Origin of the sequence: Acinetobacter sp. UNC436CL71CviS28 (assembly GCF_000620525.1) — a bacterium.
GTDB lineage: Bacteria > Pseudomonadota > Gammaproteobacteria > Pseudomonadales > Moraxellaceae > Acinetobacter > Acinetobacter radioresistens.
This window is the reverse complement of record NZ_JIBB01000010.1, coordinates 67,512-91,717: the sequence shown is the minus strand read 5'-3', so window position 1 is coordinate 91,717 and position 24,206 is coordinate 67,512. Positions and strand designations below refer to the sequence as shown.

Annotated in this window: 18 protein-coding genes; 13 read left to right on the top strand and 5 right to left on the bottom strand. The window is 42.0% G+C overall.

What is annotated here, in order from left to right; genetic code table 11:
* Window positions 1-165: 165 nt before the first annotated feature.
* Both N518_RS0105565 and alaS read right to left on the bottom strand, forming a co-directional pair.
* Window positions 166-1,446, bottom strand: a complete 1,281-nt coding sequence (locus tag N518_RS0105565) for an aspartate kinase (protein WP_005014971.1) — start codon at window positions 1,444-1,446, stop codon at window positions 166-168.
* A gap of 65 nt (window positions 1,447-1,511) precedes the next feature.
* Window positions 1,512-4,205 (bottom strand): alanine--tRNA ligase, encoded by a 2,694-nt coding sequence (gene alaS, locus N518_RS0105560; protein WP_171057118.1) that lies wholly within the window; start codon window positions 4,203-4,205, stop codon window positions 1,512-1,514.
* 254 nt (window positions 4,206-4,459) lie between these two features.
* Here alaS and N518_RS0105555 point away from each other — a divergent pair, with 254 nt between their 5' ends.
* From N518_RS0105555 to N518_RS0105530, 6 genes are all read left to right on the top strand, one after another.
* On the top strand, window positions 4,460-5,482 hold the full coding sequence (locus N518_RS0105555; RefSeq protein ID WP_005405494.1) for a type I glyceraldehyde-3-phosphate dehydrogenase: 1,023 nt from the start codon (window positions 4,460-4,462) through the stop codon (window positions 5,480-5,482).
* 81 nt (window positions 5,483-5,563) lie between these two features.
* Complete coding sequence (locus N518_RS0105550; RefSeq protein ID WP_017401276.1) at window positions 5,564-5,884, top strand: hypothetical protein; 321 nt, start codon at window positions 5,564-5,566, stop codon at window positions 5,882-5,884.
* Between the two features lie 326 nt (window positions 5,885-6,210).
* On the top strand, window positions 6,211-7,377 hold the full coding sequence (locus N518_RS0105545) for an ATP phosphoribosyltransferase regulatory subunit (RefSeq protein ID WP_005014965.1): 1,167 nt from the start codon (window positions 6,211-6,213) through the stop codon (window positions 7,375-7,377).
* A 70-nt stretch (window positions 7,378-7,447) separates the two neighbouring features.
* Complete coding sequence (locus tag N518_RS0105540) at window positions 7,448-8,767, top strand: adenylosuccinate synthase (RefSeq protein WP_005025384.1); 1,320 nt, start codon at window positions 7,448-7,450, stop codon at window positions 8,765-8,767.
* A gap of 144 nt (window positions 8,768-8,911) precedes the next feature.
* Complete coding sequence (locus N518_RS0105535; RefSeq protein WP_005014961.1) at window positions 8,912-9,220, top strand: phosphoethanolamine transferase domain-containing protein; 309 nt, start codon at window positions 8,912-8,914, stop codon at window positions 9,218-9,220.
* A 317-nt stretch (window positions 9,221-9,537) separates the two neighbouring features.
* Window positions 9,538-10,317: a M48 family metallopeptidase gene (locus N518_RS0105530; RefSeq protein ID WP_005014959.1), complete on the top strand. Its 780-nt coding sequence runs from the start codon at window positions 9,538-9,540 to the stop codon at window positions 10,315-10,317.
* A 52-nt stretch (window positions 10,318-10,369) separates the two neighbouring features.
* On the opposite strand, the gene N518_RS0105525 is transcribed toward N518_RS0105530, so the two are convergent.
* Together N518_RS0105525 and crp are read right to left on the bottom strand one after the other, a co-directional pair.
* Window positions 10,370-11,419, bottom strand: a complete 1,050-nt coding sequence (locus tag N518_RS0105525) for an NADP(H)-dependent aldo-keto reductase (RefSeq protein WP_026444045.1) — start codon at window positions 11,417-11,419, stop codon at window positions 10,370-10,372.
* Window positions 11,420-11,659: 240 nt separating this feature from the next.
* The gene (gene crp, locus N518_RS0105520) at window positions 11,660-12,376 is read right to left on the bottom strand and encodes a cAMP-activated global transcriptional regulator CRP (RefSeq protein WP_005014956.1); all 717 of its coding nucleotides are present in this window, start codon (window positions 12,374-12,376) and stop codon (window positions 11,660-11,662) included.
* Window positions 12,377-12,522: 146 nt separating this feature from the next.
* Here crp and N518_RS0105515 point away from each other — a divergent pair, with 146 nt between their 5' ends.
* Both N518_RS0105515 and clpB read left to right on the top strand, forming a co-directional pair.
* Window positions 12,523-12,945, top strand: coding sequence for an OsmC family protein (locus N518_RS0105515; protein WP_026444044.1), 423 nt, complete (start codon window positions 12,523-12,525; stop codon window positions 12,943-12,945).
* Window positions 12,946-13,182: 237 nt separating this feature from the next.
* Window positions 13,183-15,762, top strand: coding sequence for an ATP-dependent chaperone ClpB (gene clpB, locus N518_RS0105505; RefSeq protein ID WP_005025391.1), 2,580 nt, complete (start codon window positions 13,183-13,185; stop codon window positions 15,760-15,762).
* Between the two features lie 69 nt (window positions 15,763-15,831).
* Here clpB and rlmKL read toward each other — a convergent pair whose 3' ends face one another.
* Window positions 15,832-18,036 carry a bifunctional 23S rRNA (guanine(2069)-N(7))-methyltransferase RlmK/23S rRNA (guanine(2445)-N(2))-methyltransferase RlmL gene (rlmKL, locus tag N518_RS0105500; RefSeq protein ID WP_005025394.1) on the bottom strand — a complete coding sequence of 735 codons (2,205 nt, stop codon included), beginning with the start codon at window positions 18,034-18,036 and terminating at the stop codon, window positions 15,832-15,834.
* Between the two features lie 301 nt (window positions 18,037-18,337).
* Here rlmKL and N518_RS0105495 point away from each other — a divergent pair, with 301 nt between their 5' ends.
* The 5 genes from N518_RS0105495 to N518_RS0105475 all read left to right on the top strand — a co-directional run bounded on the left by N518_RS0105495 (window position 18,338) and on the right by N518_RS0105475 (window position 24,136).
* Window positions 18,338-18,673 carry a hypothetical protein gene (locus N518_RS0105495; protein ID WP_005014948.1) on the top strand — a complete coding sequence of 112 codons (336 nt, stop codon included), beginning with the start codon at window positions 18,338-18,340 and terminating at the stop codon, window positions 18,671-18,673.
* A gap of 221 nt (window positions 18,674-18,894) precedes the next feature.
* On the top strand, window positions 18,895-19,911 hold the full coding sequence (locus N518_RS0105490) for an aspartate carbamoyltransferase catalytic subunit (protein ID WP_005014947.1): 1,017 nt from the start codon (window positions 18,895-18,897) through the stop codon (window positions 19,909-19,911).
* A 10-nt stretch (window positions 19,912-19,921) separates the two neighbouring features.
* A complete protein-coding gene (locus N518_RS0105485) occupies window positions 19,922-21,157 on the top strand; it encodes a dihydroorotase (protein ID WP_005025398.1) in 1,236 nt (411 codons plus the stop codon).
* 202 nt (window positions 21,158-21,359) lie between these two features.
* Window positions 21,360-22,820, top strand: coding sequence for an OmpA family protein (locus N518_RS0105480; RefSeq protein WP_034593673.1), 1,461 nt, complete (start codon window positions 21,360-21,362; stop codon window positions 22,818-22,820).
* Between the two features lie 293 nt (window positions 22,821-23,113).
* Window positions 23,114-24,136, top strand: coding sequence for a lysozyme inhibitor LprI family protein (locus N518_RS0105475; RefSeq protein ID WP_026444042.1), 1,023 nt, complete (start codon window positions 23,114-23,116; stop codon window positions 24,134-24,136).
* The last annotated feature ends 70 nt before the right edge of the window (window positions 24,137-24,206 follow it).

Here is a 24,206-nt window from a genome sequence, read left to right as displayed (position 1 = left end):
GGATTATATGACAAATTAGGTAGCTGAATAAATTCTACTAAAATTTTCCAATAACCTTAATCGGTAATATAACAGAGCCACTATAGAAAAAACTATAGTGGCTTTGATTTTTTATTCTTATTCTCTGAAAGAACAGTATAACTATTGTTCTTTCAGAAAAGGCACTTAAGCGCGAACGCTGGATTCACCATGCTCGCGGTCTAGACCAAACGTAGTGTGTAAAGAGCGTACAGCCAGCTCCAGATAGTTCTCTTCAATGATGACAGAGATCTTAATTTCAGATGTAGAAATCATCAGAATATTGATGCCTTCTTCAGCCAGGCCAGTAAACATTTTGCTTGCCACGCCTGCATGGGAACGCATGCCAACACCGACAATAGAAACTTTGACGATATCATCACGAGTAGCAACTTCACGCGCACCAATCGCTTTAGCTGTTTCTTCAAGAATAGCTTTTGCTTTAGCCAGCTCACCACGGTTAACAGTGAAGGTGAAATCCGTAGTTCCATCTTCTTCAACATTCTGGATAATCATGTCGACTTCGATATTGGCTGCACCAATCGGAGACAGAATTTTAGATGCAATACCTGGCTCGTCAGGAACCCCTAGAATAGTCAGTTTTGCTTCGTCACGGTTAAACGCGATACCTGAGATGATTGGCTGTTCCATGTTATCTTCCGCTTCTGTAGTGATGAGTGTGCCCACGTTCTTTTTGAATTCTTCGTCAAATGCGCCATCTTCGTCATTGTCAAAACTTGATAATACGCGCAAAGGAACCTGATATTTACCTGCAAATTCTACAGAGCGGATTTGCAGTACTTTTGAACCAAGAGAGGCCATTTCCAGCATTTCTTCAAAAGAAATACGGTCAATTTTTTTAGCTTTTGGAGCAACACGGGGATCAGTGGTATAGACACCATCAACATCGGTGTAAATCTGGCATTCATCTGCTTTTAGTGCTGCAGCAAGTGCAACACCAGTTGTATCTGAGCCGCCACGACCAAGCGTTGTGGTATTGCCCAATTCGTCTACACCCTGAAAGCCGGCAACCACGATCACACGACCTGCATCGAGGTGTTGGGTCATAACGTCAGTGTCAATTGATTCGATACGTGCCTTGGTGAATGCGCTATCGGTTTTAATGCCAACCTGGCGTCCGGTCAATGATTTAGCGTCAACGCCAATAGAGTTCAGCGCCATTGCTAACATGGAAATCGTTACCTGTTCACCCGTAGAAACCATCTGGTCAAGTTCGCGTGGGTCAGGATTTTCGGTAATGGCTTTCGCGAGAGCAAGTAAGCGGTTGGTTTCACCACTCATTGCTGACACTACTACCACTACCTTGTGGCCGTGCTCATGCCAGCGCTTCACACGACGAGCAACATTTAAAATGCGCTCGGGGGTACCCATAGAAGTACCGCCATATTTTTGAACGATTAATGCCATAGTTGTTCCATATAAGCCATGACCCCGATTTCACCGATCAGGGTCAGTTACACAAAAAGTGAAGTTTATTTTGCTTCAAGCCAAGCAGTTAAATCTGCCATGACCTGTTCAAACTTCTCGTTAAGTGGCGCGCCACCTTGTGCCAAGTCAGGTTTACCTCCACCTTTGCCACCGAGTTCAGTTGCAAGATGTTTAATGATGTCACCTGCCTTGATAGATGAAGTGAAGTCTTTTGCTACAGATGCAATCAGGCTGACTTTGTCGCCGTCTACACCTGCAAGTACAATCACTGCATGGTCTAGTTTAGACTTGGTACTGTCGTGCAGGTTACGAAGAGATTTCGCATCCATACCCTGAACAGTGGTGATCAGTGTAGAACGACCTGCCACAGTCTGAACTTGGCTTAAAAGTTCAGCTGCCTGGAAGTTTGCCAACTTTTGGTTGAGCTGTTCAATCTGCTTCTGTAATGCGGATACATTTTCAACCGCAGTTTGAACACGCTCTACAGTTTGATCTTTTTGTGCTTTTAACAAGCTGTTAATCTGATGAATATCAGAATCTGCCTTTTGAACCAGCTCAAGCGCTTTCATACCTGTCACTGCTTCAATACGTCGAATACCTGCGGCCACACCACTTTCAGAAGTGATTTTAAATAGACCAATATCACCTGTACGTTTAACATGAATACCACCACAGAGCTCAACCGAGAAGTTTTTCTCTTCAATAATCGAACCCATAGATAACACACGCACTTCGCTGCCATATTTCTCGCCAAACAGCATCATTGCACCTTTGGTTTTGGCAGTTTCAATATCCAGCAGTTCGGTAGTCACAGCAGTATTTGCAATAACCTCAGCATTAACAAGACGTTCGATTTGTTGAAGCTGCTCGAAAGTGACAGGCTGGTCATTGGCAAAGTCAAAACGCAAAATGTCGGAAGCAACCAGAGAGCCTTTTTGCTGTACATGCGAACCCAGAATTTGGCGAAGCGCAGCATGCAACAAATGTGTTGCTGAGTGATTACGCGCAGTTGCTGCACGAAGTTCTGCTTTCACGGTTGCCTCTACATTTTGAGTAACTTTTAGGTTACCCATCGTCACGATGCCCTGGTGAACAAAAGCATTGCCAGATTTTTTAGTGTCCTGAACTTCAAAAATACCTGTTTCATTTTTGAAGATACCTGTATCACCAATCTGGCCGCCACTTTCTGCATAAAATGGCGTCTGGTTTAATACGATTAAAGCTTCGTCCCCTTCAGTGACTTCATCGACTAGAGTCCCATCTTTATAGATGGCAATAATCTGACCCTGACCTTCAGTGGCATCATAGCCACTGAACTCGGTTTCATCTTCAACTTTAACAATGCTATTATAGTCCACTGCAAACTTGCCTGCTTCACGCGCACGTTGACGCTGGGCAGCCATTTCTTTTTCAAAACCTGCCTCATCAATACTCAAGTCACGTTCACGTGCGATATCCGCTGTCAAGTCAATCGGGAAGCCATAAGTATCGTAAAGTTTAAATACAATTTCGCCTGGAATTATTGAGCCTTTTAGCTGAGTCAATTCACCTTCAAGAAGTTTTAAACCTTGCTCGAGTGTTTTTGCAAATTGCTCTTCTTCTTTGATCAGTGCAGCTTCGATACGTGCTTTATTGGCTTCAAGTTCCGGATAAGCTGTACCCATTACTTCAATTAGCGGCTGTAGCATTTTATAGAAGAATGTACCTGTTGCGCCGAGTTTGTTTCCATGACGTACAGCACGACGGATAATACGGCGAAGAACATAACCACGGCCTTCATTAGACGGGTTAACGCCGTCAGCAATCAGGAAACAGCAAGAGCGGGCATGATCTGCAACTACTTTTAAAGAAGCCGGGTACTGAACAGGTGTATTTTTTTCTTTAGCTTCGGCTTCAAGTGAAGCGGTATCTACACCAATAATTTCGGCAGCAGCTTTAAGTAAGTGCTGAAACAGGTCAATTTCATAGTTTGAATTAACATGCTGTAAAACTGCGGAAATACGTTCGAGTCCCATACCGGTATCCACAGAAGGTGCCGGAAGTGCATGTAAAACTCCGTCAGCAGTACGGTTAAACTGCATGAAAACGTTGTTCCATATTTCAATAAAGCGATCACCATCTTCTTCAGGAGTGCCTGGCAGGCCGCCCCAAATATGGTCACCGTGGTCATAGAAAATTTCAGAACATGGACCACATGGACCTGTATCACCCATTGCCCAGAAATTATCCGAAGCGTATTTTTCACCTTTGTTATCACCAATACGGATAATGCGCTCGGCATCCAGACCAATTTCCTTGTTCCAGATATCAAAAGCTTCATCATCAGTATGATAGACCGTTGCATATAAACGGTCTTTAGGAAGTGCCAGCCATTGCTCGCTGGTTAAGAATTCCCAGGCAAACTTGATGGCATCACGCTTAAAATAATCACCAAAAGAAAAGTTACCCAGCATTTCAAAGAAAGTATGGTGGCGGGCTGTGTAGCCTACATTGTCGAGGTCATTATGTTTACCGCCAGCACGTACACATTTCTGGCTAGAGACTGCTCGTACATAATCGCGTTTTTCCGCACCTAAAAAGCAGTCTTTAAACTGGTTCATGCCTGCGTTGGTGAAAAGCAGGGTAGGATCATTGGCGGGTACTAGTGAACTTGACGCGACACGTGTATGCCCTTGCGATTCAAAGTAACGCAAAAATGCTTCACGAATTTCAGCTGATGTCATAAAACGAGTACTCACAACCAAGTCACTCCTTAGTCTTAATTTGGTTAGGTACATCTAATTCTAAGGTCAAAAGGTGACAGCTTAGTGATTGATGTAAAGGTAAAACTTTAAAAAAACGCCAAATTATACCGGAAAATATAAGGGGCACCAACGCTTTTACCATCAAAATAGCGATAAAACCAGGATTATTCAAAAATGCTGTGTCCAAGTACAAGCTGGATGTTTTAACATAGGCATCGTTCTTTTACTGGGTAAAACAAGGATCTGTCATGCAGCGAGTGGCCATCAATGGTTTTGGACGTATCGGTCGAAATGTACTGCGTGCCTGGTTTGAAAACCCGAAAGCCTTTAATTTTGATATTGTAGCCATTAACGATATTGCTGATGTAGAAACTCTGGTTCATCTGTTCAGGTATGATACTACTCACGGCCGTTTTGCTGGGAATGTAGAAATATCACAGAAAAATGAACAGATTGTGCTAAATATTTCTGCTGGTACAAAAACACTTAATGTGCGTGTATTAAATATCGCGGAACCGGCAGCGCTTCCATGGCAGCAGCTTAATATTGATGTTGTACTGGAATGTACCGGACTATTCCGTTCACGTGAGGCGGCTACCCGACATATTAAGGCTGGTGCGAAACGCGTTATTATAGGTGCTGCACCTTTTGACACGGTGGATGCTGCAATTGTATATGGGGTGAATCACCATGAAATTAAAGCCAGTGACCAGATTATCTCTAGCGTGTCTTGTACCACCCAGGCTTTAGTACCACTCGTCAAGATTATTGATGACGCATTTGGCATAGATACAGCGATGATGACCGAGATTCATGCCGTCACTGCAGACCAGACCGTACTGGATAAAGCTCATCGCGATCTGCGTCGTGCCCGGGCATCAGGTCAGAATATTATTCCTACTACATCTAGTGCATTGGGGGCCTTAAAACGGGTTATGCCCAAAATGGAAAACCGGATTGAGGGCTATTCGATTCGTGTACCTACAATTAATGTCGCGGCTATTGATCTGACCTTTATTTCGCATACGCCTATTACAGTACATAAAATTAATGAAGTATTAATCAAATCCGCGCAATATGATTATGCCCAGATTATGGCGGTGACCGATGAGCCTCTGGTGTCAAGTGATTTTAACCATTCACCTTATTCATTAATTGTCGATCTATCACAGACTCTGGTGGTCGGGCACCAGGCCAAAGTATTTGCCTGGTATGATAACGAGTGGGGATATGCCAACCGTTTGCTGGATTTATGCCAGTCTTTTGAATAACCGATATATAGGATGAATTGAGAAGGACAACCCGCAAAATATTTACAACACGGTTTTTAACTTTTTCTTGGGGATAATACGATGTTTTTACTGATGTGGGCTTTTATTGCTGTATTAATAATTGCGGTCATTTTTCTGTTCTGGCTAAACTTTCGCAAAGAGCAGAATATGGAAACGGACTTGGATCAACAACACCATCTGGAAGAAAAAATTGTTCTTCTGGAAGGGAATCTGAAACGTACGCTAGAAATCATGCAGGAACTGGTTAAAAGTGTACATACTGATAGTGAAATTCTTAGCCAGACCGTAACTAAACTAAATACGCTCGAACAACAAAATGCAGAGTTGGTGATTTTGCTTAAAAAATACCAGGCTTTGCTTGGAAAGACTGAACTAAAATAAAAGAGTAAAATTGATAATTTATATTTAAAACTGGCTTTATAATTTTGAATTTTCAAAAATTCATTTTGTGCTTTGAAGTCTGATACAAAATATAAAGTGTAGCTGCTCTCTGTATGAAAAGTTTAGACAGTAGAGTAAAAGCTCGGTAAAAGTCTCTGTTTTATTTCATTAAACATAAAAATTAGGCCAAGCTTAGAAAGCTTTTATAAAACTGAAAAACTCTGGTGCATGACTGAAATGATCGTGCTAAGATAGGAGAAATCGGGTGTGTTCCCGATTTTTTTATGCGGATCATTTCCGCGCTGACAAGAATTTAGGTTTACCGCATGCCCATTTCAGAGACATGGTTATTACCTGATGGTGTAGCTGATGTATTGCCAGAACAAGCGCAAATAATTGAAAAACTGCGCCGTAAAGCTTTAGATTTCCTCGTCTCACGAGGTTATCAGTTAGTCTATACACCTTTTATAGAATATATCGAATCTCTATCTTCTCTTTCAGAAGCAAATCAAGACCTGGACCTTGCCACTTTTAAGGTAATTGACCAGTTAACAGGCCGGTTACTGGGTATACGTGCAGACATGACTCCGCAAGTGGCTCGTATTGATGCACATGTGCGTCCGGTAGAAGGTGTGGCTCGTTATTGCTACGCAGGTACTGTCTTGCATACTAAACCTCAGGGTTTTAGTGCCACCCGTGCACCGCTGCAACTGGGTGCCGAGCTTTTTGGTTCAGAAAGTATAGATGCTGATGTTGAAATGGTTGACCTGATGATCAGCCTGATTCAGAAAGCTGACCTGACTGATGGTATTCACCTGGATCTGGGCCATGTAGGACTGTTCCGTAGTCTGGTAAAACAGGCAGGCTTAAATAAAGCTACTGAACACCAACTTTCGGATTTATACCAGCGTAAAGCTCTACCAGAGCTGGCAGAATTTACCCAAACACTTCATTTTGGTTCAGATTTCTATGTACTTGGACGCTATGCCAGTGATCTGGGTGCTTTAGAAGCAAATTTAAGTGCTGAAATTTTAAAGAATGCAGCCTTTAAACAGGCATTTGATGCAGTGAAAACGACGCAGTCTGAAATTCAGGCACGCTGGCCGAACCTGCATATCGGTATCGACGTAGTCGAACTGCGTTCTTACCATTATCATACTGGTCTGATGTATGCCGTGTATGCGCCAAATCGTGCAGCACCACTGGCACAGGGTGGCCGTTATGATGGTATTGGTGAGCATTTCGGACGGGCGCGCCCTGCAACTGGTTTTAGCTGTGACTTATATGCTTTAAGTGCAGGCCAGTTTAATGAGTTAAGTATTGTTGTTGCCCCTAAAGGTACCGATACCGACTTGTTAAAGATGATTGAGCGGTTACGTACTGAAGGGCTAAGTGTAGTTCAGCTGCTTGGACAAGATGACTTGAGTTCTGTACCGAATGCAACACACCAGTTAGTGCAAGTTGCAGGTCACTGGAATCTCGAAAAAATTTAATCGCCTGTTTGAATGTTCATGTCATTCGAACTGGTTTTCAATTTTAACAGCATGATGTAATGAGGCTATTATGGGCAAGAATGTTGTGGTACTTGGTACCCAATGGGGCGACGAAGGTAAAGGTAAAATCGTCGATCTGCTCACTGATCAGGCGGCTGCAGTTGTTCGCTATCAGGGTGGACACAATGCGGGCCATACACTAGTGGTCGGTGGTAAAAAGACTGTTTTACACCTCATTCCATCAGGAATCTTGCGTGAAAATGTTCTGTGCCTGATTGGCAATGGTGTTGTGCTTTCTCCAGCAGCACTAATTGAAGAAATGAGTATTCTGGAAAAAGAAGGTGTACCGGTAAAAGAGCGCCTGCGTATTTCTCCTAACTGCCCACTTATTTTGCCTAACCATATTGCACTTGACCAGGCACGTGAGAAAAAACGCGGTAATGCTAAAATTGGCACGACTGGTCGCGGTATTGGACCTGCGTATGAAGACAAGGTTGCACGTCGTGCCATCCGCGTTGCTGACCTAGTACGTGGTGGTGAACATCTTACAGCTCAGCTGACTGAACTTCTGGACTACCATAACTTCCAGTTGACTCAATACTACGGTGTTGAAGCAGTTAAACTGGAAGATGTGCTGGCACTGTGTGATGAATGGCGTAAGGTTGTTGCTCCACTGGTTGTGGACGTAACTACTGAATTGCATAACTACCGTAAAAACGGTGACAACATCATGTTCGAAGGCGCGCAAGGTTCACTTCTTGACGTTGATCACGGTACATACCCGTATGTAACTTCTTCGAATACAACTGCTGGTGGTGTAAGCTCTGGTTCAGGTCTAGGTCCATTGCATCTTGATTATGTACTGGGTATTACCAAAGCGTACACAACGCGTGTAGGTGCAGGCCCATTCCCAACTGAGCTGGTGTATGACGCTGCAAATGACACAGGTGATGCAATTGGTAAACACCTAGGTACGATTGGTAATGAATTTGGTGCCTCTACTGGTCGTCAACGTCGTTGTGGCTGGTTCGATGCTGAAATTCTGCGCCGTTCAGTTGATGTAAACTCACTTTCTGGTATTTGCCTGACTAAACTTGACGTTCTTGACGGTTTGGAAGAAGTGAAAATCTGTGTAGGCTATGAAGCTGCAGATTCTGGTTGTGTTGGTTCTTCTGATGCGCTTGCATTCGAAACTTTAAAACCGATTTACGAAACTATGCCAGGCTGGTCTGAGTCAACTTTTGGTGCGAAATCACTGGATCAGTTGCCACAAGCTGCATTGAACTATGTAAAACGTCTTGAGCAATTGATTGAATGTCCAATCGACATCATTTCAACTGGTCCGGACCGTGCAGAAACTATTGTATTGCGCCATCCGTTTGATGCCTAAATAATAAACGGTTAAAAGCCTCGCTTCAGCGGGGCTTTTTTATGCACACCAAGCTACTCACCGACTAAAGTCGTGCTGTAAAAAATGTACAGGCTGATTAATCTGCCTTTTAAAATTTTTAGTTGAATATGTTCAGGAAAGAAAATGCAAAGTAACACGTCTAAAACCATGTTTTACTCATTGCTTTTTGCCATTGGAGGCGCACCCACATTAGCGATGTGGATGATTTACATACAGACTAATGGTGCTCTTGAACAACACTGGACAACTTTACTGGCTTTATCTTTTGTATTGGCTGCGATCATTGCGCCTCTCATCCTGATTCAGAATTTTTACATATTATGGAAACGAAAAAAAGTTGATATTGAGGACAAGATTGAGCCAATTGCCCACTTTTATTTTGTACTGGATCTGGTGTGTTTAGTATCATGGATTCTTATCAGTTTTCTCTAATAATTCTATCCGGTTAAGATGAACTGGTTTATTTGAGATAGATCTTGAGAATAATAGGAAATAATGGAAAACAAGCAATAAGCTCATTTTGTAAACCAAGACATGAGTGATATTAACGAAAACATCATGCCTTAAGCAGTTTAAACACTGATGCGCTTAGTCATTGGCTCTAAAGAATACCTTTATAATCAAAAAATACTAATTACATAAATCCTATGATTATGAAGCGTTTATATATTTTAAGGTGATGACGCTTTCAATATAATGCATCTGTTTATATTGAGGATGACCGTGTCATCCATGTGGAGAGCATTATAATGAACAACAAAATTCTACTCAGCTTTTTTGCTGCTGGTGCAGTGACATTATCAGGATGTAGCACACTTGCTGATTTTGCCGGCGCAGATACTGCGACCCTAAATGCAACAGCCGCACAAAGCTATAATCAAATGGTGCAGGAAGCACGTGCTAAGAATCAGCTAGATACGTCTTCAAGTACTTACCGTCGTGTAAATACTGTATTTAACCGTTTGCGTCCGTATGCTGACCAGATGAACCAGACTGGTGTGAAATTTGATTGGCAGCTAACTGTTTTGAAATCTGACCAGATTAATGCCTATGTTGCACCAGGCGGTAAGGTGGTGGTCTATACCGGTATTGTCAACAAGCTTAACCTGACTGATGCAGAAATTGCTGCAGTTATGGGTCATGAAATGGTCCATGCCCTTGAAGAGCATGCTAAAAGCAAGATTGGTGCACAGGCTTTAACTGGTTTGGCATTAAATGTAGGCAAGGCTTATGCGGGTGATGCTATTGGAAGCCTAGGTTCAGCAGCGCTTGACTTGGGTGCTCAGGTAGGCGTAGGTTTACCCTATTCACGCAGTCTGGAAAGCCGTGCTGATCAGGGTGGCTTAATATTAATGGCACGTGCTGGCTATAATCCGCAAGCTGCAATTACTTTATGGGAAAAAATGAACAAGCTGGAAGGGGCAGGTGGCTCTTCATGGTTATCGACGCACCCATCAAATGGTGAGCGTATTGCTGCAATGCGTAAGAATCTGCCAGCAGCACAGGCAATTTATAATCAGCGTAAATAAAATTGATTTTATAAAAAGGATGCCACGGCATCCTTTTTTTTATTGGGCTGAGTTAAGGTGCCGGGTTAGGTTGCTGCTTATGAATTTCTTCTATACCTTTCAGAATTTCTGGACTCAAATCTATTTTAAAGGCATCTATATTTTCTTTAAGCTGATCCAAATTGGTTGCGCCAATAATTGTTGAGGTCACAAAGAACTGCTGCTTAATAAATGCCAGTGCTAGCTGGGTTAATGTTAATCCATGCTTTTCTGCAAGCAAAGCATACTGTTCGGTGGCCCACTCGGATTGCAGGTTAGAGTAGCGTGAAAAACGCGAGTAGAGTGTTACCCGTGCATTTGCAGGTCGTGCACCATTGCGGAATTTGCCAGTCAGATAACCGAATGCCAGTGGGGAGTAAGCCAGTAAGCCGACACCTTCATATTGGGCAATCTCTGCCATGCCAATTTCATAAGTGCGATTTAATAAATTATAGGGATTTTGGATACTTACAAATTTTTCTAGTCCCATTTTTTCCGCTAATTGTAAAAATTTCATGGTCCCCCATGGGGTTTCATTGGAAAGGCCAATATAGCGGATACGACCTTTCTTAATTTCATCATTTAAGGCAGTAAGTGTCTCTTCTAGTGGAGTAACCTGATTAGATAGTTCTACATGCTGGTTACTATAACCAAGTTGACCAAAAAAATTGGTCGGACGCTGTGGCCAGTGTAATTGGTACAGATCAATATAATCAGTTTGTAATCTTTGTAGGGATTGGTCTAGTGCAGTAGAAATGTCTGAAGCAATAAAACGGGTATTACCATCACGAATATGACTACCGCCTTGAGAAGGGCCTGCAATTTTAGAAGCCAAGAATAATTTATCACGGCCGCCATGCTGGGAAATCCAGTTACCAATAATACGTTCAGTGGCACCTTGGGTTTCTGGTTTAGGCGGAACCGGATACATTTCTGCAGTATCCCAGAAGTACAGACCTTGTTTTAAAGCATATGCCAACTGTTGGAAAGCTTCGGACTGGGTATTCTGCTCACCAAAAGTCATGGTACCTAGGCAGATTTCTGGTAATTTAATCCCTGTCTGGGCAAGTGGATGAAATTTCATAATGATCCCTTTAAAAGTCTGTTATTAGCATAATACAAGGTATAGAGATAGCCCACTTGGTCTTAAGGTTAGTTAAGCGTTGCCTGATCTATAAATTCTGGATGAAAAAATAGTACTCGACACAATAATGAGAAATAGATAACTAACTGGCCGATAGTATGAGAATAGCTCATAGAATATTTACCAAGAAAAAGGCAAATCCGAAGATTTGCCTTTAATTCAATAGATAAAAACTAGAGTTTATTCTTCATCTTCAGTATCAAAATCTGAGGCAGATGATTCATTATTCTGTTCAAGTGAACTATCAAAGATCAGTATCGCTTTACCTTCTGTTTCAATCATACCTTGCTCCTCAAGAGTTTTGAGGACACGGCCAACCATTTCACGTGAGCAGCCCACAATACGGCCGATTTCCTGACGGGTAATACGGATCTGGCGGCCATTAGGTAAAATCATGGCCTCAGGCTGAGATGCTAAATCAATCAGGCAGCGCGCAATTCGTCCAGACACATCAATAAAAGCCAGATCAGTTACTTTACGTGTAGTGTTTTTCAGGCGGCGTACGAGCTGGGCAAATACTGCATAGCTTAAATCGGGAAATTGTTTACTCAGTTCATGAAAATTCTCATAACTAATTTCTGCAATTTCACACATCTCCCGGGTACGAACCTCAGCTGTACGTTGTGGATTGGCTTCAAAAAGCCCCATTTCTCCGAAAAAGTCACCTGGATTTAAATAGGCTACCACAATTTCACGGTCATCATCTTCGCGCAGTACAATAGAAACAGAACCTTTAAGGATGAGATATAAAGATTTGGATTCTGTACCGGCATCAATAATGGTAGTACGTTTTGGAAATCTGTTAATTTTTGCTCGTTTTAGTAGTGCTTTCACTGATTCAGGTAGTTGACCTGGAGAAAGGGCGTCAGTACTGAGTTGTGAAAAATTAGAATTCATGCCTAGAGTTCCGAAGGGGATAATAAGAAGATCGCACAAGACCTAAGATGAACTTGTCACACAGCAGAGATGAAATTCCTTATCAACTCGTTTTATGTTAGTGTACAGGTACTTGGTAAATTTATAGCTTTTTTTAGGTAGTTGCAATGCAAACAAGTGTTCATTGGCTAGAGAATATTGCTTTCGAAGCTAAATCTGAAAGTGGTCATAGTGTCGTCATGGATGGGTCAGCGGAATATGGTGGAGAGAACCGTGGACCGCGCCCGATGGAACTTATCCTGATGGGATTGGGTGGATGTGCTTCATTTGATATTGTGACGATTCTGAAAAAATCTCGCCAAGATATTCAGGACGTGGTGTGCCAGCTTAAAGCTGAACGTGCTGATACCATTCCTGCTGTGTTTACCAAAATTCATCTGCACTTTGTTGTGACAGGTAAAGATATAAAAGAAAAACAGGTTGCCAAGGCAGTTGAGCTTTCTGCTGAAAAATACTGTTCTGCCAGTAAAATGCTTTCCGACGGCGGCGTAGAAATTACTCACGATTATGAAATTATTGAAACGGTTTAAGCAGTCTAGACTGCCTGAATCAGCATGCCGGTTTTTACCGGCATTTTTTTATTGTTTATTTTTATGAAAAAGAACTCCCTATACTTGAAACCTTCATGATGTGAGCTCATATTATAACTGAAATCTAATGTTTTTGTTTTAATAAGCTTTTGAAAAATATACATAATTCTGTTTGAATTTTACAAAAGTGTTCCCATCTATTACTCAAGTACAGAATTGTTGTGAGGAATAACAAGAATGCGATTCGAAAAATTTACTAACCGGTTACAACAGGCTCTATCTGATGCCCAGTCTCTAGCAATGGGTAAAGATCATACTGCAATTGACAGTATCCATATTTTGGCAACTTTAATTGAGGAACCTTCCAACTTAAGTTTGCTACAACAGGCAGGTGCCAATCTTCGTGAACTACAGCAACGGCTTGAAAAAGCCTTCAATGATGCGCCAGTGTTATCTAACCCTACTGGAGATATTAATTTAAATCCTGATGCTGTAAAAATATTAAATCTGGCTGACCGTTATGCACAAAAGGCAGGAGATGAATTTATATCTACCGATTGGGTCATGCTGGCACTAGCAGAGTCAGGAAATAGTAAAACTATTTTAAACGGCGTGGGCGTAACTGCAGAGACGCTACGCCCTGTAATTGAAAAAATTCGAGGTAGTGAGAAAGTCATGAGTAATAATCATGAAGAACAACGCGACTCATTAAATAAATATACCATTAACCTCACTGAACGTGCACTGGCCGGAAAACTTGATCCGGTTATTGGCCGTGATGATGAGATTCGTCGTACGATTCAGGTCTTGTCACGACGTACCAAAAATAACCCGGTACTGATCGGTGAACCCGGAGTAGGTAAGACAGCCATTGTAGAGGGCTTGGCTCAGCGTATTGTAAACGGTGAAGTCCCAGAAAGCTTGAAAGATAAACAGGTACTGTCTTTAGACTTGGGTTCACTTCTGGCTGGTGCAAAATATCGTGGTGAATTTGAAGAGCGCCTGAAAGCGGTTTTAAATGACCTGGCTAAACAAGAGGGTCGGGTGATCCTGTTTATTGACGAGTTACATACACTGGTAGGTGCAGGTAAAACCGATGGCGCCATGGATGCAGGTAATATGCTCAAACCTGCTCTAGCTCGTGGTGAGCTGCGTTGTGTGGGTGCTACTACACTCGATGAATACCGTCAGTATATTGAGAAAGATGCGGCACTTGAACGTCGCTTTCAGAAAGTTCTTGTAGATGAACCAAGTGTAGAAGATACCATCGCAATTTTGCGTGGTTTAAAAGAACGTTATGAAGTGCATCACGGTGTCAAAATTTTAGACTCGGCGATTATTGCTGCAGCGAAAATGTCGCATCGTTATATTACTGACCGGCAGCTGCCGGATAAAGCCATTGACCTGATTGATGAGGCAGCTTCACGAATTAAAATGGAGCTGGACTCTAAGCCTGAAGCTTTGGATAAGCTGGACCGTCGCCTGATTCAACTGAAAATGCAGCTTGAAGCCGTTAAGAAAGATGAAGATGCTGGAAGTAAGTCCGAAGTCAACTATCTGGAAAAACAGATTGAAGAAGTTCAGAAAGAATATAACGATCTTGAAGAAGTATGGAAGGCTGAAAAAACGCTGGTAGAGGGAACCAAAAAAGCACAGGTGGAGCTGGATCAGGCTCGGGTTGCTTTAGAAAAAGCCCAACGTGAAGGAGACTGGGCTGAAGCCAGCCGTTTACAATATGGTGTTATTCCGGAATTGCAAAAACAGCTTGAGCAGGACGAAGTGATTGAAGACCACGAAGAGCCTAAATTGCTGCGTAATAAAGTGACTGATAATGAGATTGCAGAAGTCGTCAGTGCTGCTACAGGTATTCCTGTCGCGAAAATGCTGCAAGGTGAGCGTGAAAAACTGCTGCATATGGAAGAATTTTTGCATAATCGCGTAGTTGGGCAGGATGAAGCTGTAGTTGCGGTATCTAATGCTGTTCGTCGCTCACGTGCCGGATTGTCAGATCCAAACCGTCCAAGCGGATCATTCCTGTTCCTTGGCCCAACGGGTGTAGGTAAAACAGAATTAACTAAAGCTTTAGCGAATTTCTTGTTTGATAGTGACGATGCCATGATCCGGATTGATATGTCTGAGTTTATGGAAAAACATTCAGTCAGCCGCTTGGTAGGCGCACCTCCAGGTTACGTAGGTTATGAAGAAGGGGGGGTATTGACTGAAGCAGTACGCCGTAAGCCTTATAGTGTTATTCTGTTTGATGAAGTCGAGAAGGCTCATCCAGATGTCTTTAATATTTTATTACAGGTACTGGACGATGGCCGACTGACTGACTCGCAAGGACGAGTGATTGACTTTAAAAATACTGTCATTGTAATGACTTCGAATCTGGGCTCACAAGATGTTCGGGAACTGGGTGAAGGCGCCAGTGATGAAGAAATGCGTTCTGTGGTTATGAATGCAGTAAGCCATCATTTCCGTCCGGAGTTTATTAACCGGATCGATGAGCTGGTGATTTTCCATTCACTGAAAAAATCACAGATTCGTGGTATTGCTGACATTCAACTGGAACGTCTACGTTCACGTTTAGCTGAACGCGATATGAGCTTGACAATAGATGATACAGCCTTTGATCTGTTAATTGATGCAGGTTTCGACCCGGTGTATGGCGCGCGTCCATTGAAACGTGCTATCCAGTCACAGGTAGAAAATACTTTGGCACAAAAAATTCTCTCTGGTGAATTCCAGGCTGGAGATAATATTTTGATCAAAGGGGAACATGGTCATCTTGAGTTTGATAAGCTCAAACTTAACTAAATTTGTATAAAAAAGCCCACATTAAATGTGGGCTTTTTTATTTTATACATAACTTTATCTAGATAAAATTTAATTTACTGGATAATGCTGGATTTTCCAGGCACGGTGGATTTTCTGATTGCGTTTGAAATCCGGCCCGATAGTCTCCTGAGTGATTTCTTCAATATCAAACATGGCTTCAATTTCTTCATCCATCTCGAAACCGCGGTAATTATTTGAAAAATAAAGCGTACCTTCGGTTGTGAGACGGTTCATGGCACGTTTAAGTAATGAAACATGGTCACGTTGTACATCAAAGGTTCCGTAGAACTTTTTCGAGTTTGAGAAAGTGGGCGGATCAATAAAAATCATATCATACTGTTCATGGCCTTCTTTAAGCCACTCAAAACAGTCACTGGCAAAGAACTGGTGCTGCTGGTCAGGATGGTCAACAGTTAAGCCGTTTAAAACAAAATTTTCTTTAGACCAGTTTAAGTAGGTATTTGACAGGTCTACACTGGTTGTACTGGCTGCCCCGCCGAGTGCAGCATGCAGGCTGGCTGTAGAAGTATAACTGTACAGATTCAGGAAGTGTTTACCTTTAGCCTCACGTGCAATACGTAGGCGCATTTGACGGTGGTCGAGAAACAGTCCGGTATCTAGATAATCTGTCAGGTTCACTAAAATTCTGGCTTGTCCTTCCTGAACAATAAACCGTTTGGACGCCGTACTCTGCTTTTCATACTGTGCTTTACCTGCTTGACGGGCACGGGTTTTAATAAATATCGCATCACGCCCCAGGCCCGTCACTGTCCGGATAGCGGCAAGTGCCAAATTAAAACGTTTCTTGGCTTTTTCCGGATCAATCGTTTTTGGTGGAGCATATTCCTGCACATGCAAACGGTCACCGTACAAGTCAACTGCAACGTTAAAATCAGGCAGATCTGCATCATAAAGACGCAGGCAGAACACACGATCCTTGGTTGCCCATTTTTTCAAGGTTTGCATATTTTTTTGCAATCGATTAGCAAAATCTTGAGCACCTTCAATTTCTACATTTTGAGGCTGCCATTTTTCTAAGAAAGGTACGTTATCGGATGCAGGTTTGATCGTTCCAAAACGAATATAAATTGGCAGCTTACCATTCATCAGGCGTAGAGTTTCAGGATGCTCAAATGCCAGAACATCTGCCTGTTCTACTTGTGCTGCAATTACTGCTGCATACTGGTTAGGAAAGTGTTTCTGTAACTGGCCAGATAAACCGAGATAAAGTGCCCGGTTAGAAGCTTTCTCGCCTAAACGTTCGCCATATGGGGGATTGGTGACAATAAATGCAGTTTTTTCAGCTGCATCGAATTCAGGCCAGTCAGCAAGTGTACGTTCTTCTACCTGAATCTGTTCCAGCTGTTTCTCGAATCCGGCGGCAGCAATATTCTGGCGGGTAGCTTTAACCGCTTCCCAGTCCGCATCAAAAGCATAAAATTTAGGTAAAGGCTGTTCAAGTGCCTGCTCGTGGCGTTCTACTGCTTCGGCTTTAAGTGACATCCATAATTCACGGTCATGACCATGCCAGCCATTAAAGCCAAAACGGCGTACCAGGCCCGGAGCCCGGTCAGTCAGAATCATGAGAGACTCAATAATAAACGTACCTGAACCGCACATTGGATCTAAAATAATATCCGGCTTTCTTTTTTCAATACCAGCCTTGTGTAATATTGCTGCTGCCAGATTCTCTTTAATCGGTGCATCGGTCATATAGCGACGATAGCCGCGTTTATGCAGGGAATCTCCGGATAAATCCAGACAATAAGTATGTTCAGTTTTACCAGCCAATACGTATAAGGTAATTTCCGGTTGCTTAGTATCAATACTAGGACGGCGGCCTACTGCTTCCATAAAGGCATCGACTACACCATCCTTAACACGTAAGGTGGCAAACTGGGTATTGACCTTAATATCACGCTCTACGTGCAGACGGATAGCAAAAGTACTTTGAGGTGCAAAAATAAGTGACCAGTCAAAGCTAAGCGCACCATCATACAGTTCTTCAGCCACATCGCGGGCATCATGACTAAACTCGATTTCCTGGGTATGAATGGGTAACAATACGCGTGAGGCCAGACGTGACCACATACAGATACGGTAAGCAGTCTCCAGAGAACCTTGAAAAACTAACCGGCCTGGTTTGCGTTCTACATTTGACGCACCGAGTTGTGCGATTTCCTCTTCAAGCAAGAGCTCCAAACCATCAGCACAGGTGACCCAATAAGTAGATAAACGTTGCGATGCATTCATGCAAATTTCCAAACCAGACAAGCAAACGACAATTTTAACGTATTTTCGTTGTTTTAGGCGGATGATCTTAAGAAGTTATTTCAGAAATTGTTTATCTTCATTATCCTGTGCATTATTAAAGAGAATGATTTCTCTTGATGAAACTAAACAGGTTTAAACGTAATTCCTTTCATATTTTAAATTTCTGGTATGTATCTTGCTAAATTCTTGAGCATATTAGTGTTTATTTGCCATACAAGCAGATGTACTAACCATGTACAAAACTGACTTAATATTTTTTAAAATAAAATAAGGGAATTTTATGAATATTTTATCTTCAAATCACAGTGATATTTTTTCTATCGCAACTTTAATTTATACACGCTTACGCCGTGTATCTGGACGCGTAATTGATGTGATGTATATGGTGGAAAGTGAAAGCTACACTCAGTATGTCATGGAGTTGGCCAAAAAAACGCAGGATGCAGAACTCATCCGTTTGGTAACACGTCTCTCTGCTCTAGTTTGTCCACCAATCATGGCAGAGGTGGAAGCACAAAATAATGAAGAGAGCACTGAGTTGTTTGATAGAGAGGTGACGAAAGAGCCAGATTATCAGGCGCAGGTAGCTCATCATTATATTGGTGCACTCAGATAATAATGCTCTAAACAGGGAAGTTTTAAGACTTAATCTGGATTTAAATTTAAATAAAGAAAAATAATTTCTTAATATGAAGAACTGATTTAATTTATCTTTTTGAAATAGATGGTTAATAGTTCATAAAATAAATAATTCTACTAAAAATTTTGAAAAATCTGGCTGCCCAAACTGAGGGAGAATCTATATAATGCATTAACTTAACGTCTAAGGAATCTCTCATGCATTTGGCTGCACTGCATACGCCGAGTCAGATTCAGCTCAATCAATACGGTCATCTTAAACATTTTCTGACCATTGAAGGCCTTTCCCAGCAAACCCTCATAAAAATTCTCGATACTGCTTCTTCCTTTTTTAATGATCAAAACCAACTCATAACCTCACCTTTACTCGAAGGCCGTACGGTCATGAACCTGTTTTTCGAGAACTCGACCCGCACCCGCACAACTTTTGAAGCTGCTGCTAAACGTTTATCAGCCAATGTACTGAATATTGATATCGCCCGTTCCAGTACATCTAAAGGTGAAACCCTGCGTGATACGCTGTGGAATCTTGAAGCAATGGCGGCCGATCTTTTTGTTGTACGCCATTCATCTTCAGGTGCTGCACATTTTATTGCAAAAGATGTGTGCCCGAATATCGGGATCATTAACGCGGGAGATGGACGTCACGCCCATCCCACCCAGGCTATGCTGGATATGCTTACGATCCGTCGTGAAACTGCCCGGCCATTTGAAGAGTTAAGTGTTGCCATTATTGGTGATATCAAACATTCACGGGTAGCACGTTCGGATGTAGCCGCGCTACAGACCTTAGGCTGTAAAGATATCCGCGTCATTGCGCCGAATACCTTATTACCTTTTGGCTTTAAGGAATTTGGTCCGGAAGTCCGACTTTTTAATAACATGGATGAAGGCGTAAAAGATTGCGATGTCATTATTGCACTTCGCATCCAAAATGAACGTATTGATTCACCTGCACTTTCTTCACAGTCTGAATTTTATAAAATGTATGGACTGAATGAAGACCGGCTGGCATTAGCAAAACCGGATTGTATTGTCATGCATCCAGGCCCAATGAACCGTGGCGTAGAAATCGACTCCAGCATCGCTGATGGTCCGCAGTCAGTAATCTTGCGTCAGGTGACCAACGGTATAGCAGTACGTATGGCTGTGCTGGCACTAACAATGCAAGGGCAGTTAGAAGAGAAAGGTTTGATTGAAGCGTTGGCGATATAAGGGTAAAGAAATGAGTATTGTCAAAATTGAAAATGTACGCGTTCTTGACCCGATCGCCAAAACTGACAGGATTGAAACAATCTTTTTGCAAAATGGTACGCGTGTCGATGCCAGTGATGATGTCGAAAGAACTATTAATGGACAAGGTAAATGGCTTATGCCAACTATGGTTGACCTGTGTGCACGTTTGCGCGAACCGGGTCAGCAGCAGCATGGGACATTAAAATCTGAAGGCCGGGCTGCACGTCATAATGGTATTTTGCATGTGATTACACCGCCAGACTCCAAGCCGATTGTTCAGGATAATGGCTCGCTGATCCATGGCTTACAAGAGAAAGCTATGTTAGATGGTGGTATTTATCTGCATATTATCGGTGCACAGACTCAAGGTCTAAATGGTAAGCAGCCTGCTAATATGGCGGGTCTGAAAAAAGGTGGATGTACTGCAGTTTCTAATGCTCATGCACCTTTTGAGAATGATGATGTAGTTATCCGTACCTTGGAATATGCAGCGGGTCTGGATATGACCGTTGTGTTTTATGCTGAAGAGCCGCAAATTGCCAAAGATGGCTGTGCCCATGAAGGTTTTGTCGCTTCACGCCAAGGCTTGCCTATGATTCCGGTTATGGCAGAGACCGTCGCTATTGCTAAATATCTGCTTATGATAGAGGCAACCGGAGTACGTGCCCATTTTGGTCTGCTGTCTTGTGGCGCATCTGTTGAACTGATCCAGATTGCTAAGGCCAAAGGCTTACCTGTAACTGCTGATGTTGCCATGCACCAGTTGCATTTAACTGACCAGTTAACAGATGGATTCAATTCACTGGCGCATGTACGTCCTCCTCTACGCTCAGCACAGGATAAGGAACTATTACGCCAAGGCTTGAAATCGGGAATAATTGATGCCATTTGTACGCATCATGAACCCTTATCCGGTTCTGCTAAAATGGCGCCGTTTGCAGAAACCTTGCCGGGAATCAGTGCATTTGATACTTATATTCCGTTTGGTATCCAGCTGGTTAAAGAAGGCCTGTTCAGCCCGTTAGAATGGGTAGAAAAAGTAACGCTGGAGCCGGCACGAGTAGCCAATATGGTAAAACGCTGGCAGTCAGAATCAGGCTGGGTACTGGTTGATCCTGATCTGGAATGGACAGTCAGTAAGGAAAATATGCTGTCTAAAGGTAAAAATACACCACTGATTCAGCAAAAGGTGCAAGGTAAGGTTGTAGAAATATTCCTGCCTTAAACAGAATAATATGGAAGAAATAGAAAAGCCAGCATAAGCTGGCTTTCTTATTGAGTTTTTCAGTGATTTATTAAAATTTCTATAACATTTTGTTATTTCTAAAGAGTTTCGCTAGTAACCGTATTAATATTCAGCATAGTATAAAAAACAGCTTATTTTAAATGCATTAATTCCAATAATAATGCCAATAAAAGAGAGAATGATGATGAGTATAAATTTTATTGAATTATTGAGGCAAAAGGTTTCAGCTATTGTTCTAGAAGGTGAGACCACTTATCTGGTAGAAAAGTCTGATGCACTGGCACAATTTTATCCAGTTTTACTGGCCATTTTAAAAGCTCGGCCTGAGCTGATACCTTCTTTAGAAAACCAGTTAAATCCGACTCTAAATGAATTATTCGGACATCATATCGCTCTTAAAGAACAATTTTTAAATCAGGTAAGTGGTAGTATTCCTCATCTCGAAACCGAGCGCATATTAAACCAGTCTATTACACCGACAATGGCTGTTTTAATCGAAGAGGCGGGTAGTCCAGACCCGGAAGCGATCAGACATCTGCTTTATACTCATCAGGATATTATTCTGGCAGTATTACCACACTGGGCAATGGCGCTATTAGCCGGTCTAGGTATTAATCCTGCCGCAGGGGAAACTCTTTATCAGGCGCCACGGGAACCAGATCCGGTCATTATAGAGGATCGAAGAACCAATCTTTTATGGCCATTGATTGGTATTGTTGTTTTAGCAATTTTGGCAGCACTGATGCTCAGGGCGTGTGATGATGATCAAGAGACTGATCAGCAGACTGTAGTCAATGGAACCCAGCCAGCATACTTTCAGTTAACCACTGGAGATGAAGGTGAGTTGATTACCTGCCAAATACGAATCAGTGATTTAAAATATGTAGATATTTTACAAGGCGAGGTTAAGTATACTTTTAGTCATCCTTCTGGTTGTGGTGTAGATACACAGTCTATCTATCATGCAAGTTTTATGAATCAGGATGCTTTACCAAGTGTATTGAAAATCGTACAGGGTGTACCAAACTCTTCAATCACCTGGATAGGTAAAGAAATTAATATCCAGTCTTCCCATAATAGTGATGCACAGAGTCTGGTTAGCCAGATTCGCTTGCTCGTACCAGATATGACTATCACCACCCAACAACCCGTTGCCAGCAATCCTCAGCCAACCCATGCTGGAGTTACAGATGCTGAACGTACCTTATCACAAATTAATCCTGATAATATTAAACCACTAGATATAGCTACCGCACTGAATCTTGAAGTAATTCATTTTGCCAGCGGTTCTGCACAAGTACCGGATGTTAATAAACCGATTCTTGATCAGGCGGCCGCCCTGTTGCAACGTGTGCCAAATGTAGTCGTCACTGTAAAAGGTCACACCGATGCTGAAGGCAGTGAAGCTGTTAATAACAATCTGTCTGTACAGCGTGCCCAGGCTGTAGTGAATTATCTGGTAAGCCGGGGGGTGAGCCCAAGTAAGCTGCAAGCTTTAGGATATGGTCAGGACCAGCCGGTCACTGATAATGCAACCAGTCAAGGCAAATTTCAGAATCGCCGGATTGAGTTTGAAATTTTGAATACGGATACGGGTGTAGTTCGTGAAGTAAATGAACAAGGCGTTAAACCTGCTTCATGATTTTAATATTAGATAAAATGAATATTTTTAAAAAGGTCAGTTAAACTGGCCTTTCTATATCATTTGAATATTCATATTTTAATGAAGATAAAAATTTAAAATAACGATTGATAGATTAAAGCAGATTTATGCTTGGTGTTTTATAAAGCGCTTTAATAATAAAATATAAAAAAGGTTTATATTATTTTATTAGTTTGAACTGTAGATAAAAATAAGCATGAGAAATCTGGTCAGTTACCTCAAAACTTGATTAAAATACGCCCCATAAAATTACAATACACTCTGGATTAAAGATGAAAAAATTATTAGCCCTATCAATGCTTTCATGTATTGCTGTATTAGGGGGATGTGATGGCTTTAAAAATAAAGATAAACAGGATCAGGCAGCTGTTCAGGATATGGCAGACTGGAGCTGTACCAATCAGGATAATCTGAACCAGATTCAAAAATACCTTAAAAGTGAATATTTAAAAGAAGTTGAAAAGCACCTCAGGCAGTCTGACTATTATGAAGCAGACCGGGAGCTTCTGGCTCAGATCAACCAGAGCTTAAGGTTTGAGGTTAAAAATGTGCGTACCGTGACCGAAGATTCTAAGAATGCGAATCAGTTAAACTGTGAAAGTCAGCTGGTTGTACATTTTCCAAAAGGCTTATTGCAACGTGCAGAAAATGCCTATCAGAAATACTTGGAAAACTGTGAAGAATGTGAGGGCGGAACGACTATAGCTGACTATCTGGAAGAAGGTGAATCAGGTTTATCCCTAAATAATAACCAGTTGCGCGGTACATTTTCTTATGACATTAGCAAGACTGACAAAGAAGGCTTGAGTCTGGATATTCCTAATCAGAACGCAGTCATCGATGGTGTGGTTTTTGTGACGGTAAAAGCAGTGCAATATGCAGCTTACGTCAAAGAAAATCAGGAAATTCAAAATTCTATCAAAGAATCTGTTCATGAGAATACTGTCCAGACTGAACTTGCACAAAAAGCAATGGATATCCGCAAAAAAGAACTGGATGCTGAAAAACAGAAGCAGGTAGAACGTTTGAACCAGATTTGGGACAGTCTGACAGAGGAGCAGCGTACTCAGTTAAAGCAAGACCAGTCTGACTGGTTTGAAAAACGTGATGTAGATTGTAAGGTAATCTCACAGAGAAGTGTTTATCAGATTCCTGAAGCAGAACGCGAGGTTTATCAAAAGCAGTCAAATTACTGGGATAAAGCTATGGAGCAGCAAAATCAGGATATGCAGTACATCAAATGCTTTAATCAGAAAACTGCTGAACGTAGTGTCTATCTCAATAACCTGTTTTAATGGATGACTGTTGAAAAGAAAAAGGGCGGATTGATTCGCCCTTTTTTTATTGGCATGCTAGAGCATTATT